This is a genomic window from Sphingomonas asaccharolytica NBRC 15499 (assembly GCF_001598355.1).
Classification (GTDB): Bacteria; Pseudomonadota; Alphaproteobacteria; order Sphingomonadales; family Sphingomonadaceae; genus Sphingomonas; species Sphingomonas asaccharolytica.
Genome location: NZ_BCYU01000048.1, coordinates 22,207 through 37,011, shown reverse-complemented (window position 1 = coordinate 37,011; position 14,805 = coordinate 22,207). Strand labels below are relative to the sequence as shown.

The window sequence follows — 14,805 nt, the reverse complement described above, 5'->3', positions numbered from 1 at the left end:
TCCGGGGAGGATTATCAGATATCACGCAAACGCCGGCGCGCTTTTCAAATGCTGATACGCCGCGATCACTTCCTGCAGCGCCTTTTCCATGCTGCGATCGCCGCCGTTACGGTCGGGATGGAATTTGCGCACCAGCTCCGAATAACGCCGACGCAGCCCACGGCGATCGGTGTCCTGGTCCAATCCCAGCACGTTCAGCGCACGGCGATCGGCACTCGACAAAGGCTTGCCGTCCTGGCGCTGGCGCTCGTTCGCCATCCGCTCGCGGAAACGCGCGCCGATCGCGTCGAGCGGATCGCTGAAGTCCGCCCAGCGCGGGGGACGATCGGCGCCATTGGCGGCAAAGGCGCGGGTCTCGCGCTCCCATCCGGCATAGGGCCGTTGCGCTTCGTGGATTTCGTCGGGGCTCATGCCGTTGAAGAAATTGTACCGCGAATTGAACGCGCGGACGTGGTCGAGGCAGAGCCAGCGATATTCGGTCGGACCGTCGCCCCGCGGCAATGGACCGTCGAGCCGGGGCGCGCGAAATTCGCCGGGATTGTCGCAGCCGGGCTCCTCACACAATCTTCCCGTTCCCGCCACACGGCCGTGGAAGCGAGTGTTGGGTCGGTCGTGCGGGGGCGTGCGAGCCACAGTGTCTCCGGCTAAAAAAGGGTCCTATATAAGAACGATGACCGACACCGCTACCGGCCCGCTGGCCGAAATCATCGCCGCTCGTCTGACCGACCAGCTCGCGCCGTCGCAGCTCGAAGTGATCAACGATAGCCATCACCATGCCGGCCATATGGGCGACGACGGCACCGGCGAATCGCACTTCACCGTCATCGTCGAAAGCGAGCGCTTCGTCGGCTTGAACCGGGTGGCGCGGCAGAGGCTGGTGAACCAGGCGCTCGCCGATCTGTTATCCTCGCGCATCCACGCGCTCGCGATCCGGGCGCGCGCACCGGGAGAATGACATGGAGCCTTATCGGCTTTGGTATTGGCCCTCGATCCAGGGGCGCGGCGAGTTCGTGCGACTGGCGATGGAGGCTGCGCACATTCCCTATGTCGATTGCGCGCGCGACGAGGGCGTCGACGCGTTGATCGACGACATGAAGGGGCACGACCGCCGCGGCCCCTTCGCCCCGCCCTATCTGTCGATGCCCGGCTTCACCGTCGCGCAGGTCGCAGACATCTTGTTCTTCCTTGCCAGCCGCCACGATGCTGTCGGTCCCACGATCGAGGCCGATCGCTTCTGGGCACAACAGCTCCAGCTGACCGTCACCGACGTCGTCGCCGAGGTGCATAACGTCCATCACCCGGTCGCGCTCGACGATTATTATGACGATCAGAAGGACGAGGCGGCGCGTGCGGCCAAGGGATTCCGCGACAAACGCATCCCCAAGTTCCTGGGCTATTTCGACAAGGCCGTACGCCACAATGAGGGCGACTGGACGGTGGGGCCGCGCTGGAGCCATGTCGACACCTCGCTCTTTCAGCTGATCGAGGGGCTACGCTACATGTTCCCCAAGCGGATGAAGGCGGTCGAAGGCGACTACCCGGCGCTGGTCGCGCTCCACGACCGCGTCGCCGATCTGCCGGGAATCGCGGCATACCTCGAAAGCGAGCGCCGCATCGCGTTCAACACCGACGGAATCTTCCGCTATTATTCGGAGCTCGACGCGGCCTGAAGCAAACGCAGCGTTTCCGTGAGGGCTCTCCCGCTCGACGTCGCGAGCGGTTAAGGATCGCTGCGATGGCCCAACGTATTCCTCGTCCCGCCGCGCGCATCCTGCTGGTCGACCAGCATGGCCGGCTGCTGATGTTCCGCTTCACGCCCGAGGACGGGCGCCCGCCTTTCTGGTGCACGCCCGGCGGCGCGGTCGATCCCGGCGAGAGTTATGAAGAGGCGGCGCGGCGCGAACTGTACGAGGAGACCGGCATCATCGCCGATCCCGGCCCGGAAATCCTGCAGCGCACCGCCGACTTCCTGACGATCGAGGGAGTCGAAGTGACCGCCGACGAGCGCTATTTCCTGGTCCGTACCGAGGCTCGCGAAATCGATGCGGGCGGGCATACCGAACTCGAACAGCGCGTAATGCAGCATTGGCGCTGGGTCGCGCCGCACGACCTTCCCGCGCTTGGCGAGCAATATTTCCCCGAAGACCTGATCGACATTCTGGCAGAGGTGACGGCATGACCAACGACGATTTGATCGACCGCATCATCACCCCCACGACGCATGACCTGGGCGGGTTCAAGGTGCATCGCACGCTGCCCTCCAAGCCGCACCAGATGGTCGGCCCGTTCATCTTCTTCGACCAGATGGGTCCGGCGCATCTCGATATCGGCACCGGGATCGACGTGCGCCCGCACCCGCACATCAACCTGTCGACCGTCACTTATCTGTTCGCCGGCGCGATCGATCATCGCGATTCGATCGGCACCTTCGCGCGGATCGAGCCCGGTGCGGTCAATTTGATGACCGCCGGCCACGGTATCGCGCATTCGGAACGCTCGCCCGGCGACGAGCGCGCGCACGGCCCCGAATTGTCGGGCATCCAGACCTGGATCGCGATGCCCGAGGATAAGGAAGAGATCGACCCGGCCTTCGAACATGTCGCCAAGGCCGAGCTGCCGCTGATCGATGCGCATGGCGCCACTGCGCGGATCATCATGGGCGAACTATGGGGCCAGCGCGCGCCGACTACGACCTATGCCGAGACGATCTATGCCGACATCCTGCTCGTCCCCGGCGCCAGCATGCCGATCGACGCCGGCGCCGACGAACGTGCCGTCTATCTGGCGATCGGCGAGGCCGAGATCGACGGCAGGCCGATGGCGATCAACACGCTCTACGTGCTCAAGCCTGGCGTCGCGATGACCTTGCGTTCGATCAGCGGTGGCCGCGTGATGCTGTGCGGCGGCGAGGCCTTCGCGACCGAGCGCCATGTCTGGTGGAACTTCGTCAGCTCGCGCAAGGACCGCATCCAGCAGGCCAAGGAAGACTGGAAAGCCGGCCGTTTCGCCAAGGTCCCTGGCGACGAGAAGGAGTTCATCCCGATCCCGGAGATACCGAAGACGGCGACGTATCCCTGAGCAGCGCACGCGAGCGTCAGAGTTACCTGGGGTTCGCATTCGGAAGGATGTGATGGCAGGCGACGGCTATAAACGCAGGCCAATACCTGAAGGAAAGTTCGGCTGCCTAATCGGCTCGCTGATCGGCGTCCCGACGGGCATATGCCTGCTGTTGGCCGAGGCGCTTGGAGATTGTGTGCCCGATGGCCGGTGTCACCACGGCTTCCTCTTGAACGTGTTGCTCCATCGATTGGTATTGCCGTCGGCGTGGGCCTGGCGGTGTGGTGGATCGCGAAAAGGTATCGCCGGAATGCCGGCTGAGCTCGCGGAGAATCGCTCGTCCTTATAGGCGGCAGAGCAGGGCACAGCGTTCCTGCTCTTGTCGAATATGCGGTATGGAGGCAGGGTTTCCTCGCAAGAGGAGAGAGCGATGGCGGATTTCGAGCTGCAGCGAGTGGCGTTACCCACGGGAGTCGAGCTTGACGTGGCGGTAGCCGGCCATCCGACCAACCCGGCGATCACCCTGCTCCATGGCTTTCCAGAGTCGCATCGCACTTGGCGGCACCAGATCGCCGACCTCGCAGAGGACCATTTCGTCCTCGCTCCCGACCAGCGCGGGTTCGCCAGATCGTCCAAGCCCGAGGGTGTCGAGAATTACACACCCGACAAGCCGGTCGCCGATATGATCGCGCTCGCCGACCATTTCGACCTCGAGCGCTTCACCCTGGTCGGGCACGATTGGGGCGGCGCGATCGCCTGGATGGCGGCGCTCAACTATCCCGACCGCGTCGCGGGGCTGATCATCATCAACGCGCCGCATCCCTTCATCTTCCAGAAGTCGATGTTCGACGACATGGCGCAGCGCGAGGCGAGCCAATATATCCGGGCGTTCCGCAACACCGATCTTGAAAAGCATATCGACTCGATCGGCCTGTCGGCTTTTTTCGACGGCAGCTTCATGCGCCACACCGACTTCGAGAAAGTGAAGGACGAGAAGCCGGTCTATCTCGAGCAATGGGGCCAGCCCGGCGCTATGACGGCGATGCTCAGCTGGTATCGCGCCAGCGCGGTACAGGTGCCGGCGATGGACGCGACACCGGAGCGGCCGGCGTTTCTCGCCGGTCCCTTTCCGCCACTCAAGATCCCGACCCTGGTCATCTGGGGAATGGACGACAAGGCGCTGTTGCCGGTGCAACTCGAAGGTCTGGACACGCTCGTCCCCGATCTGACGCTCCACAAGCTGGAGGGCGTCGGCCATTTCGCGCCCTGGGAAGCGCCCGAAAAGGTCACGGACGCGATGCGCGAATGGCTTGCCGACCGCAACGGGTGAGACGTTGAAGCCACGGCGAATGTGCGCCGGCTTGCGGTTAAGAGATATTTCCCGGCGATCAGCTGCAGATGGCGCGAAAACCGGCAGCCATGAACTTCGCCATGCGTTGCTTGATCGCGGCGAAATCACCCGACTGCGCCACGCCGCCGGACAATTTGTCGATCCGGCCGGTGCGGGCAAGCGTGAGCATCAGCGCGCCGGTCACGAAATGATACCCCCAGAAGATATCGGCCTCGGCGCAATCGGGCAGCGCCTTCTTGAGCAGATCGATCAACCGCAGCACGACCGGATCGAAATGCTTGTCCATCAATTCGGCGCCCCATTCAGGGGTATTGGCAACCTGGGCGCCCAGCTTGGCATAGTTCCTCCATCCCTCCCCGCCATTGCTGTAAAGGTCGAGATCGGTGTCGAGAAAGGCGTGCAGCGCGCCTTCCACCGTTGGCTTACCGCCGCATGACGCTTCATAATCGTCGAGCACTTTCATCCTGAGCTCGCGCGTCACGACGGCGCGGCGCGCGAACACGGCATCGAACAGCGCCTTTTTGTCCGCGAAATAGTAATTGAGCAGAGTGTGATGGACGCCGACCTGCTTGGCGACATCCTTCAGCGTGGTTCCGTAGAGACCGTGCTGCGCGAACAGTCCCTCGGCCGCATCGAGAATCTGCTCCATCGTCTCCGCGCGTTGTTCGGCCTTGCGCGACCGGCGCGGCGGTGGGGTGGTCTTGGTCACGACCTTGGTCCTTCCAGCCTCATCCATCAGCGTCAAGCATTTCGCGCCATCCAACAATATTCACCCTCGTGATAATGTATATGTTGACTCGCGCCGCGGCTTCCCACCATCATGCGGGACAACGGGCAAAAGCCGGGGAGAGGAAATTGGGTTTTCTGACGGCACTAGGTCCGCCGCGCGGCCGCGCCCGGTATGGCACACCATTCCGGCGAGTCCGGTGATGCCCACAACGATCGCGACGGCGCCCGCCCCTGCCCCCGCCACGTCGGCCAGAGCCTGGGTCATGCTCGGCACACTGACTTTCGTCTACGTGCTCAATTTTCTCGATCGCCAGCTACTCGGTATCTTGGCCAAGCCGATCCAGGACGATCTGCACATCACCGATGGCCAGCTCGGGCTGATCGGCGGGCTCTATTTCGCCTTCTTCTATTGCTTCATCGCCATCCCGATCGGCTGGCTCGCCGACCGCTCCAACCGCATCACCATCGTCTCGCTCGCTTGCGCGATCTGGAGCGGTGCAACCACCGCTTGCGGGCTCGCCGCGACCTATCCGCAACTCGTCGCCGCGCGGATGACGGTGGGCTTCGGAGAGGCCGGCGGCGTGCCGCCTTCCTACGCGCTGATCACCGACACCTTCCCGCCGGGGCGCCGCGGAATCGCGTTCGGCATCTACAATCTCGGGCCGCCGATCGGCGCGGCTTTGGGGATCGCGTTCGGTGCATCCATCGCGGCGTTTTTCCATTGGCGTGACGCGTTCATCGCGATCGGTGCGATCGGCGTCGTCACCGCCATCCTCGTCCGCCTGTTCCTGCGCGAACCCGAGCGCGGCGCGACCGATCCGATGGTGCAGCAGGTGTCGGCGAAGGCGCGTTTCTGGCCAACCATCGGCATGTTCTTCACGCATCCGATATTGCTGCTCGCCGCTTTGGGCAGCGGCGCGACGCAATTCGTCACCTACGGCCTGGGCAATTTCGCGGTACTGTTCCTGATCCGCGAAAAGGGCATGAGCTTGCAGCAGATCGCAATCTGGTACGCGATTGTCGTGCTGGTCGGCATGTGCTCGGGCATGCTGGTATCTGGCCGCGTGATTGACCGCTTCACGCGCCATTCGCGCCGCGTCTATGCGATCGCGCCGGCGCTGTCGCTGATCGTCGCGATGCCCTTCTATGCCGCGTTCGTCTGGGCGCCTGGCTGGCCGCTCGCGCTCGTCCTGCTGACCATCACCATGGTGTTCAATTATGTCTACCTCTCCTGCTCGGTCGCGCTGGTGCAGGAGGAAGTACGGCCCGACCAGCGCGTGCTTGCGGGCGCGTTGTTGCTACTGGTGATGAACTTCATCGGGCTCGGCCTCGGCCCGACCTGGGTCGGCGCGGCGAGCGACTGGTTCAAGGCCGCGGGCGACACGCATTCGCTGCGCACCGCGCTCTACACGCTCGTGCCGGCCTATCCGGTCGCGATCCTGCTCTTCCTCTGGCTCGCCCGCGTGATCCGGGCGCTTGAACAAAGGACATCGGCATGACCCGTTTCCCTCCGCTGCTGGCGCTCGGCGCATTGCTCGTGGCTGCGCCGGTTTCCGCCCAATCGGGGCCGGTGGTCGATGCGCCGTCCGGCGCCTTGCGCGGCACCGTCGATGGCGACATCCAGGCGTTCAAGGGCATTCCCTATGCCGTCCCCCCGGTGGGCGCCATGCGATGGCGCCCACCAGCGCCGATGCAACGCTGGAAAACGGTGCGCGATGCCACCGCATTCGGGCCCGCCTGCTTCCAGCCGCAAAGCAAATCGGCCTCGGTCTATTCGCCGGCCGCGCCGTTCCCGGTCAGCGAGGATTGCCTGACGCTCAACATCTGGGCGCCGAAGAGCGCGAAGAACGCGCCAGTCTTTTTCTGGATTCACGGCGGTGCGCTGGTCACCGGATCGAGCCGCGAGGCGACCTATGACGGGCGCCGGATGGCCGAACGCGGCGTCATCGTCGTCTCGATCAACTACCGCCTCGGCGTGCTCGGCTGGCTCGCGCATCCGGGGCTCACCGCGGAATCGCCGGAGCACGTGTCGGGCAATTATGGTCTACTCGACCAGATCGCGGCGCTGGGCTGGGTCAGGCACAATATCGCCGCGTTCGGCGGTGATGCGAAGAACGTGACGATCGCGGGCGAATCCGCCGGCGCGCTCAGCGTGATGTACCTACTGGAATCTCCACTCGCACGCGGGCTCTACAACAAGGCGATTGCCGAGAGCGGGTATATGATCTCGATGCCCGAGCTGAGGAAGGCGGTGTATGGCGCGCCTTCGGGCGAGGCGGCCGGGCAGATGCTCGGCGGCGCGCTCCAGGCGCCCGACGTCGCCGCACTGCGTGGGATCGATGCGCAGACCATCACCGATGGCGCCGCCAAGCTCGGCTACGGGCCCTGGGGCACGGTCGACGGCCTCGTCCTCCCGCAACAGATGATCGAGGCGTTCGATCAGGGCAACCAGGCGCCAGTACCGCTGCTCGCCGGGTTCAACCAGGGCGAGATCCGCTCGCTGATGATGCTCGCGCCCAAGCCGCCCGCGACGGCGGCCGACTATGAGGCGGCGATCCGCGATCGCTATGGCGACCTCGCCGACGCGTTTCTCAAGCTCTACCCGGCGGCCGATTACAAAGAGAGCATCATCGCCACGACGCGCGACGGGCTCTACGGCTGGACCGCCGAGCGAATGGCACGCAAGCAGACCGCGATCGGCCAGCGCGCCTATCTCTATCTGTTCGACCATGGCTATCAGGCGATGGACAGCGCCGGACTGCACGCCTTCCACGCCAGCGAACTGCCTTATGTGTTCGGCACGACCGACACGCTCGGCCCCAATTGGCCGAAGATCCCCGACACGCCCGAGGAGCACGCGCTGTCCGATGCGATGCTCGATTATTGGACCAGTTTCGCGCGCGACGGCAATCCGGTCGCGGCCAAGGCGCCGGCCTGGCCGGCTTATGGCGCCGCCGCCAATTACATGCATTTCACTGCGACGCCGGAGCCGAGCAAGGGCCTGATGCCCGGCATGTATGCGCTCAATGAGGCGGTGATGTGCCGCAAGAAGGCGACCGGCAAGATCGGCTGGAATTGGAATGTCGGGCTCGCGGCACCGAAGATTCCGCCCAGGACGGCGGGCTGCGATTGATCGGGCAGACAAATGCAGTGCTCCTGCGCAAGCAGTAGCCTAGGCAACGGCATACCTCACTGCCCTGGGTTCCTGCTTTCGCAGGAACACGATTGGACGTTGTTGGGCAGCGCGGTTGTAGGACGGATTACCGCCCGATCGCCACAGCCGCGATCTTGCCTGCCTCGTAATCCGCCCGCAGCCGATTCTTGTCGATCTTGCCCGAGGCGGCGAGCGGCATCGCCGCGATTTCGGCGACCCGATCCGGAATCCACCAATCGGCGACCTTGCCGCGCAGCAGGTCGAGCAGCACACGCGCATCGGCCTTGCCGTCGCTTTCGAAGATCAACACCGGCCGCTCGCCCCATTTGGCGTCGAGCCGGCCGATCACCGCGACATGACGCACCGCCGGATGCGTGCCGACGATCGTCTCTATCTCGTTGGGATTGATCCACTCGCCGCCCGACTTGATCAGATCCTTGGCGCGCCCGCAGATGGTGAGGTTGCCCGCCGCATCGATGGTCGCAAGGTCGCCGGTGTCGAAATAGCCCTCCTCGTCGAGCGCATCGCTCTCGGCACGGAAATAGCGGTCGATGACGCTCACGCCCTTCACCTTGAGATGTCCCTGGACGCCACGCTGCTCGGACAAGGTCGCGCCATCGGCATCGGTCAGCTTGAGATCGAGCCCGATCGGCGGCCGCCCCGAGCCACGAGCAGGATCGGTCGCCCCGGGCGGCGCGATCGTGCCCACCGGCGACAATTCGGTCATTCCCCAGCTCGTCTGCACTTCGGCGCCGAGCTTATCCTCGAGCCGCCGGATCAGCGCGTCGGGACACGTCGACCCGCCGATCACCACGCGCGTCAGGCTGGGCAACTCGATCCCGGTCGCCTCGACATGGTCGGCGAGCGCCAGCCATACCGTCTGCACGCCCACCGCCACCGTCACCTCCTCGTCGCGGATCAATCGCGCCAGGCTCGCGCCGTCGATCGCGCGTCCGGGCAAAACCAGCTTGGTCCCCGCCGCCGGGGCGGCGAATGGCAGTCCCCAGCCGTTGGCGTGGAACATCGGTACCGCGAGCAGCAGGACGTCGCGCGCCGTCAGCGCCATCGCGTCGGCCTGGAGCGCGCGTATCGTATGGAGGTAATTCGAGCGGTGGGTATAGACGACGCCCTTGGGGCTGCCGGTCGTGCCGGACGTGTAGCACAACCCCGCCGGCAGATTCTCGTCGAACTCGCCCCAGGCCATCTCGACGCCGTGCGCATCGAGCAGCGCGTCGTGGCCCCAGATGTTCACATCCGCCCCGCCGACAGCCGCGACATCGAACGCCGAACTGTCGAGCACAATGACATGGTCGATCGATCGGCACGCCGCGACCAGCTCGCCCGCGAGCGGCATCAGATCGGCCGCCACCGCCAGCACGCGGTCCTCGGCCTCGTCGATCATCGCGGCGAGGTGCGCCGCCGTCAGCCGCGGATTGAGCGTATGGCAGACCAGCCCGATCCCCATCGCGGCATAATAGAGTTCGAAATGATGCGGCGTGTTCCAGGCCAGGGTCGCGATGCGATCGCCCTGCTTCATTCCCAGCGCCGCGAGCGCGCCCGACATCCGGTTGCTGCGGGCTCGAAGCACCGCATAGGTTCCACGCGCGCGCGCGCCCCCCGCTTCGGCGCCGACGACCTCACGATCATGGAACCACTTGGCGGCGTGATCGAGGAACTTGTCTACCGTCAGGCCGTAGGGTTGCATGACACCTTGCGAGAAAGCGGGGAAAAAGAAAGGCCGGACGTCGCGATCGCGCACGCCCGGCCAGGCTGGGAATCAGAAGGTCTTGAGTACCTTGAGCCCATATTGGCGCGGGGCTCCGGCAAAATAGAGCCCGCTATTGAGCGCAGCGACATAGTGCTGGTTGGTCAGGTTGGTGCCATAGGCCGTGATCGTCCAGCTACCACGAGCATAAGCAAGCTGGGCGTTGAGGATCTTGCGCGCGTCGAGCCGATCACCGAGGTTCGGATTCTGGAACAGGGTCGCCCATTGGTTGCCGACATAGCCGAAATTGGCACGCGGCGTGATCGAACTGCCGTCGCCCAGCTTGAACGTATATTCGCCGCTGACGTTGAAGGTGACATTGGGCGCATAAGTCTGACGACGGCCGTTCAAATTGATGCAGTTCGGCGCGTGGGTCGGGCTGCCGGTCATCGGATCGCAGGCGCCCGTCGCGGCCACGCGCGGATCGCTGGCGAAGAAGGTACCGAGCTCGCTGTGCAGTACGTTGACGCCGGCATTGAACTTGAATCCGCCGGCGGTGACCTCGATTTCCGCCTCGCCGCCATAGATCTTGGTGCTGTCGGGGACGTTCAGCTCAATCCCGAAGGTCGGGAAGGTCGGGTAGCCGATTACGACCTGGAAGTTCTTATAGTCGTTATAAAAGCCGGTGACGGTGGTGCGGACGTGGCCGCCGGCCCAATTGGCCTTCCAACCCGCCTCATACGACGTGATCTTCTCCGGCCTGAACGGTGCCGGCAAACCCAGCCCCACCGGAACGTTGAGCCCGCCGGGACGGAAACCGGTCGCGACGAAGCCGTACAGGAACTGGTCGGCGTTCACCTTCCAGCCGAGCGACGCCTTGTAGGAGAAATTGTCCGACGAGACGGTCTGCACCTGGCTGATCGGCAGGCCATATTGCTGGACGTTGACATAGTTGGTCGAGCGGCTGGCCGTGTAGCGGCCACCGAGTTCGAGCTTCAGGCTCGGCGTGATCTGGAACCCGACCTGCCCGAAGGCGGCAAGGTTGCGCTCCGGATTGCGACCGGTCAGCTGGTAGAGGCATGCGTTAACCGTCGTGACGGGGTAGCAAAGGTTGATCGTGAAGTTGCTGAACGGCTTCGGAAAGAAATAGGCGTTCCACATCCCGAACCCACCGATCAGCCAGGTGAAGCGCTGATTGTCCGGCGAGATGATGTTGAATTCCTGGCTGAACTGCGTTTCCGTCACCTTGTCGAAAAAACTCTGGTTCTTGATCGTGCCAAGCGGGGCGGCCGGTGTAATCGTCGTCGGATCGACGAAGTTCGACGCCGTGCCGTCCAGGTCGGCGCGGTAAAGAGTGGTGCCGGTCTGGAAGCCACTGACCGACCGGAACTTGACGCCGCCGGTCGTGTCGTACTCGAGCTTCAGCACCGAGCGCACGAACGTGTCGCGGGCGTCCTGCGGCGCGTTGAGCTGAATGTCGTAGAGGTCGCGTTTATAGGCGGGATAGGCATTGCTGTGCTGCCAGAAGGGCGACGCCGGATAGGCGCCCGAATCGAGCGCGTCGAAATCGGTCTTCCATAAGGCCGAAAAGTTCGCGCTCGGCTTCCACAGGAAACTCACGCGGCCGGCGAGATACCCCATCTTGCCGTTGTCATAGGGATAAGCGGTGCCGCCAGCGCCATGGACATCGAAGAAGCTGTCGCGGCGCTCGGCGAACAATGCGACGCGTGCCGCGAACGTGTCGCTGATCGGCAGGTTGATCGCGCCCTGCATGCCGGCGTCGTTGTAATTGCCGTAATTGGCGTTGAAATAGCCGTGAATCTCGCCGCCGACGATCGGATCGTTGGTGTTGACGAACACCGCGCCGCCGGTCGAATTCTGCCCGACGATCGTGCCCTGCGGACCGCGCAGCACCTGGATATTGGCTACGTCGAAATAGGGCTCCATTTGGAAATAGCCCGGGAAGGTCGGCACGCCGTCGCGATAGGTGATCACGCCGGTGGTGGTCTGGGTATTATGCTCGGCCTTGCCGATGCCGCGAATGTTGAAGTCGTTGCCCTGGCCGAAATTGTTCACCACGACGCTGGGCATGGCGAACTGCAGCGCGTCGACATTGGTGACGCCCTTGTTGCCGAGATCGGTGCCGCTCAGCACCGACGCCGATACCGCGGTCGTCATCAGATCTTCGCTGCGGCGCTGCGCGGTAATGACGATGTCGCCGGCCAAGTCGCCATTGTCGGCCGTGACCTGGTTATCGTCCTGCGGCGCGGCCGCGGGTGCGGACTGAGGAGCCGTTTGCGCAGCGGCGTCGCCTCCCCAGGCAAAAGCGAGCGCGGATGCACCGAGCCACAATGCACGAGCCTTCATTCATTCCTCCCACCAATCAGATCACGCTCTCCGGCGTCCATGGCGGGAAACTGCCGCAAAGCGCGGCGCCTGGCAATACTAATTCACACAATAGTGAATAACACTATCCTGATGCGGATACGGGCCCGATCGGAGCCGTCGTCCAACGGTCGAGTTCAGGACATTGATCGGTCAGCGCCGATCATTGTCGACCCGATCGTAAGCAGCCTGGATATCCGCAGGCGGGTCCTCGTCGCCCGCTTCCGGCAGATCGCGATGCTTCAGGATCGCCCAGCGCTCGAGCCAGTCCGTCCCGTCTTTGTCCGCAATGGTGTCGGGCGTGCGATAAGCGGGGTCGCGCATCGCCCGATCGAGGCTGACCGGGCGGAGGCGAAAGCGCCGAAACAAGACTGCGAGATCGTCGACCGAATCCGCGTTGAGCCGCGTGCAATGCAATAGCATGACCTGCGCGATATCACGCCCGAACAAGATATGTCCGCTCCGGATCGACCACTCGATCCTGCGCGCGGTATAGGCCAGATATTCGGCCTTTATCCGCCGTTGGCGCGCAACGTCCTTCCGCGCGATCGCATCGTCATAAGGCTCGGCGAACTCCCAGTCGTCGGCATCGATCGTGACCGGGGCGATGCGGTAGCCGTGCGTGGAAAGCCAGCCATCGATCGTTCGCTTCACCGACGCGGGAAAGCCGGTTTCGAGATAGGGATGCCGGAACCAGCGCAGCCGCCGGCCGTACGGACGAAGAAGGCCGGTGGTGACCGGTTCGCCGTGGACGATGTCGGCTATATAGCCCTCCGCGCCGAGCGCGTTGGGGGATTCGTGCGAAAAGGTGTGGTTCCCCAGATCCATGCCGGCATCAAGCCAGCGCTGGAGATTGGCGATTTGCCGGTCGCGCTGGAGCTCGTCGAGCTTGCCCTCATTGACGAACCCGGTCGCGGGGAAATGATGGCGCTTCAGTCCCCGCAGGATCATCACGTTCAGATAGTCGACATATGCCTGGTCGTTGAGAATGGTCAGCGCGGGAAGGTCGTCGAACGTCAGCGCGATCCTGCCTTCATGCGACCGGGCTGCAACAGGTTGGCTGACGAGCAGAAAAGCAATCGCCCACATGATCCTGAATGCCGACGTCGGCGCGACTAGCCCCCCTTTGCCGCGGCGATCTCCGCGATCGCCATCTCTCGAGTTCAGCGATCGGCGAGCGCGATCGCCCGCCATTTGCTTCCGCGCCGGCGCGTCAGTTCGGTTCCGCAGCGTCCGCAATAGCTCACGTCGAACCCGGAACCAGACGCCGAATTGCCCCAGCTTAGGCGACTCAGGTCCGGCACGTGTAGGCCGAACGAACAGAGAAACTTGTCGATTGCCATCGGATGTCCGATCGGATGTACCAGTGCCCTTATATCCCAAGATATAGCCCCGTAATTACTCGATCAGAACAAGTTGATAAACTGGCAATGCCGGACATGCGACGGTTCAACAATCCGAGGCTACCGTCATCGATTGTGTCGTAGCAATTCCTTGTCGAGCGCCGCCGTTACCCATTTCTTCGGCAGGCCGACCAACTGCGCATAGGCTCGTGCCACGGCGATCGCCCCATCCCGCGACGGCAGCCGGGCAAAGTCCGAATTCTCGAGTGCACCGACCGTCTCGGGATCGACGCCGATCCGCCCGGCGACGTCGTCTAGGGACAGCCCCGCCCTCAGTCGCCCGCGCCATAATGCCTCGCCGACGTGGATCGATATCGCCCAGACGGGCTGCCGTGCGCCGCGCGCCGCATCGGACTCGGTCACCAGCATGCGCCTGCAGGCTCGGCGGGAAGGGTCGAACGGTAATATCGCATCATCAAACCGGTCACAGCGTCAATCCAACGAAGAAAAGCCCAGGCCGTGCAGATATTGCACCTTGATCGCGACGACAGTGATGCCGGGCCCGGCATTGACGACAGCCTGATCGAGCCTAGGCTTACTGCGGCCCAATGACTGGTTGGCCGGCACCCCCGCCCCATCGCTCCAAAAGGAGAATTTGTCGCGCTCGACGCGATTGTGGCGGAGCATCAGCGCGTAGCGGCCCGGGCGCGGTACCCTGATGCAGATTTCGACGCTGCCGGTCGCCGGCAACCGCGAGCGTGTGCGGCGGAAAGTTTTGCCTTGAGCCATCAGGTCGGTGTCCGGGCTGAGGAAGTCGTCCGACGTCGCAGGATAGAGTTCCAGCCACAATTCCCCGCGCCGATCCTTGAGCCCCTGGACGTTGACCTGGATGGCCGGACCGTGACCGCCCCTGCACTGCTCCGCGTCCTGCCCGACCTGTTCGGCACCGGCCGATGAGGCATTGATCGCGAGGAAGGAAACAAGGGCTGCAACGAATATGGTCAGGCGCATCAAATCCGATCCGGATGATAAGGAAATCGATAACCAGACGTTACCGACTGGTCCGACCCGCACCCGTCCT

At 63.9% G+C, this 14,805-nt stretch carries 14 protein-coding genes; 7 read left to right on the top strand and 7 right to left on the bottom strand.

What is annotated here, in order from left to right; all coding sequences use genetic code 11:
- Positions 1-21 precede the first annotated feature (21 nt).
- Entirely contained in the window at positions 22-564 is a 543-nt protein-coding gene (locus SAS01S_RS13735) for a J domain-containing protein (protein ID WP_174544965.1), read from the bottom strand.
- Positions 565-670: 106 nt separating this feature from the next.
- On the opposite strand from SAS01S_RS13735, the gene SAS01S_RS13730 reads away from it, so the two are divergent.
- The 5 genes from SAS01S_RS13730 to SAS01S_RS13710 all read left to right on the top strand — a co-directional run bounded on the left by SAS01S_RS13730 (position 671) and on the right by SAS01S_RS13710 (position 4,387).
- Entirely contained in the window at positions 671-955 is a 285-nt protein-coding gene (locus tag SAS01S_RS13730; protein WP_066809220.1) for a BolA family protein, read from the top strand.
- A gap of 1 nt (position 956) precedes the next feature.
- Positions 957-1,670 carry a glutathione S-transferase gene (locus SAS01S_RS13725; protein WP_066809217.1) on the top strand — a complete coding sequence of 238 codons (714 nt, stop codon included), beginning with the start codon at positions 957-959 and terminating at the stop codon, positions 1,668-1,670.
- 65 nt (positions 1,671-1,735) lie between these two features.
- Complete coding sequence (locus SAS01S_RS13720) at positions 1,736-2,179, top strand: NUDIX hydrolase (RefSeq protein ID WP_066809214.1); 444 nt, start codon at positions 1,736-1,738, stop codon at positions 2,177-2,179.
- The gene (locus tag SAS01S_RS13715; protein ID WP_066809212.1) at positions 2,176-3,078 is read left to right on the top strand and encodes a pirin family protein; all 903 of its coding nucleotides are present in this window, start codon (positions 2,176-2,178) and stop codon (positions 3,076-3,078) included. The genes SAS01S_RS13720 and SAS01S_RS13715 overlap by 4 nt, the downstream gene beginning before the upstream one ends.
- 409 nt (positions 3,079-3,487) lie before the next feature.
- Entirely contained in the window at positions 3,488-4,387 is a 900-nt protein-coding gene (locus tag SAS01S_RS13710) for an alpha/beta fold hydrolase (RefSeq protein WP_066809205.1), read from the top strand.
- A gap of 58 nt (positions 4,388-4,445) precedes the next feature.
- Here the strand turns inward: SAS01S_RS13710 and SAS01S_RS13705 are convergent, their stop codons facing one another.
- Positions 4,446-5,117, bottom strand: a complete 672-nt coding sequence (locus SAS01S_RS13705) for a TetR/AcrR family transcriptional regulator (RefSeq protein ID WP_245656907.1) — start codon at positions 5,115-5,117, stop codon at positions 4,446-4,448.
- A 220-nt stretch (positions 5,118-5,337) separates the two neighbouring features.
- Between SAS01S_RS13705 and SAS01S_RS13700 the strand changes: the two genes are divergently transcribed.
- Together SAS01S_RS13700 and SAS01S_RS13695 are read left to right on the top strand one after the other, a co-directional pair.
- Positions 5,338-6,636, top strand: a complete 1,299-nt coding sequence (locus tag SAS01S_RS13700; RefSeq protein ID WP_066809203.1) for a spinster family MFS transporter — start codon at positions 5,338-5,340, stop codon at positions 6,634-6,636.
- Positions 6,633-8,270 carry a carboxylesterase/lipase family protein gene (locus tag SAS01S_RS13695; protein ID WP_066809201.1) on the top strand — a complete coding sequence of 546 codons (1,638 nt, stop codon included), beginning with the start codon at positions 6,633-6,635 and terminating at the stop codon, positions 8,268-8,270. The genes SAS01S_RS13700 and SAS01S_RS13695 overlap by 4 nt, the downstream gene beginning before the upstream one ends.
- A 127-nt stretch (positions 8,271-8,397) precedes the next feature.
- Here the strand turns inward: SAS01S_RS13695 and SAS01S_RS13690 are convergent, their stop codons facing one another.
- From SAS01S_RS13690 to SAS01S_RS13665, 5 genes are all read right to left on the bottom strand, one after another.
- Complete coding sequence (locus tag SAS01S_RS13690) at positions 8,398-9,996, bottom strand: AMP-binding protein (protein ID WP_066809253.1); 1,599 nt, start codon at positions 9,994-9,996, stop codon at positions 8,398-8,400.
- 72 nt (positions 9,997-10,068) lie between these two features.
- Positions 10,069-12,363: a TonB-dependent receptor gene (locus SAS01S_RS13685; protein ID WP_066809199.1), complete on the bottom strand. Its 2,295-nt coding sequence runs from the start codon at positions 12,361-12,363 to the stop codon at positions 10,069-10,071.
- Between the two features lie 171 nt (positions 12,364-12,534).
- A complete protein-coding gene (locus tag SAS01S_RS13680; protein WP_066809197.1) occupies positions 12,535-13,470 on the bottom strand; it encodes a polysaccharide deacetylase family protein in 936 nt (311 codons plus the stop codon).
- A gap of 380 nt (positions 13,471-13,850) precedes the next feature.
- Positions 13,851-14,147, bottom strand: coding sequence for a helix-turn-helix domain-containing protein (locus SAS01S_RS13670; protein ID WP_169804959.1), 297 nt, complete (start codon positions 14,145-14,147; stop codon positions 13,851-13,853).
- 69 nt (positions 14,148-14,216) lie between these two features.
- Positions 14,217-14,735, bottom strand: coding sequence for a DUF2141 domain-containing protein (locus tag SAS01S_RS13665; RefSeq protein ID WP_066809188.1), 519 nt, complete (start codon positions 14,733-14,735; stop codon positions 14,217-14,219).
- Positions 14,736-14,805 lie beyond the last annotated feature (70 nt).

Coding starts and splice junctions, on each gene's coding strand:
- SAS01S_RS13730 (WP_066809220.1), top strand. CDS start 671: ATGACCGACACCGCTACCGGCCCGCTGGCCGAAATCATCGCCGCTCGT.
- SAS01S_RS13725 (WP_066809217.1), top strand. CDS start 957: ATGGAGCCTTATCGGCTTTGGTATTGGCCCTCGATCCAGGGGCGCGGC.
- SAS01S_RS13720 (WP_066809214.1), top strand. CDS start 1,736: ATGGCCCAACGTATTCCTCGTCCCGCCGCGCGCATCCTGCTGGTCGAC.
- SAS01S_RS13715 (WP_066809212.1), top strand. CDS start 2,176: ATGACCAACGACGATTTGATCGACCGCATCATCACCCCCACGACGCAT.
- SAS01S_RS13710 (WP_066809205.1), top strand. CDS start 3,488: ATGGCGGATTTCGAGCTGCAGCGAGTGGCGTTACCCACGGGAGTCGAG.
- SAS01S_RS13700 (WP_066809203.1), top strand. CDS start 5,338: ATGCCCACAACGATCGCGACGGCGCCCGCCCCTGCCCCCGCCACGTCG.
- SAS01S_RS13695 (WP_066809201.1), top strand. CDS start 6,633: ATGACCCGTTTCCCTCCGCTGCTGGCGCTCGGCGCATTGCTCGTGGCT.
- SAS01S_RS13690 (WP_066809253.1), bottom strand. CDS start 9,996: ATGCAACCCTACGGCCTGACGGTAGACAAGTTCCTCGATCACGCCGCC.
- SAS01S_RS13685 (WP_066809199.1), bottom strand. CDS start 12,363: ATGAAGGCTCGTGCATTGTGGCTCGGTGCATCCGCGCTCGCTTTTGCC.
- SAS01S_RS13680 (WP_066809197.1), bottom strand. CDS start 13,470: ATGTGGGCGATTGCTTTTCTGCTCGTCAGCCAACCTGTTGCAGCCCGG.
- SAS01S_RS13665 (WP_066809188.1), bottom strand. CDS start 14,735: ATGCGCCTGACCATATTCGTTGCAGCCCTTGTTTCCTTCCTCGCGATC.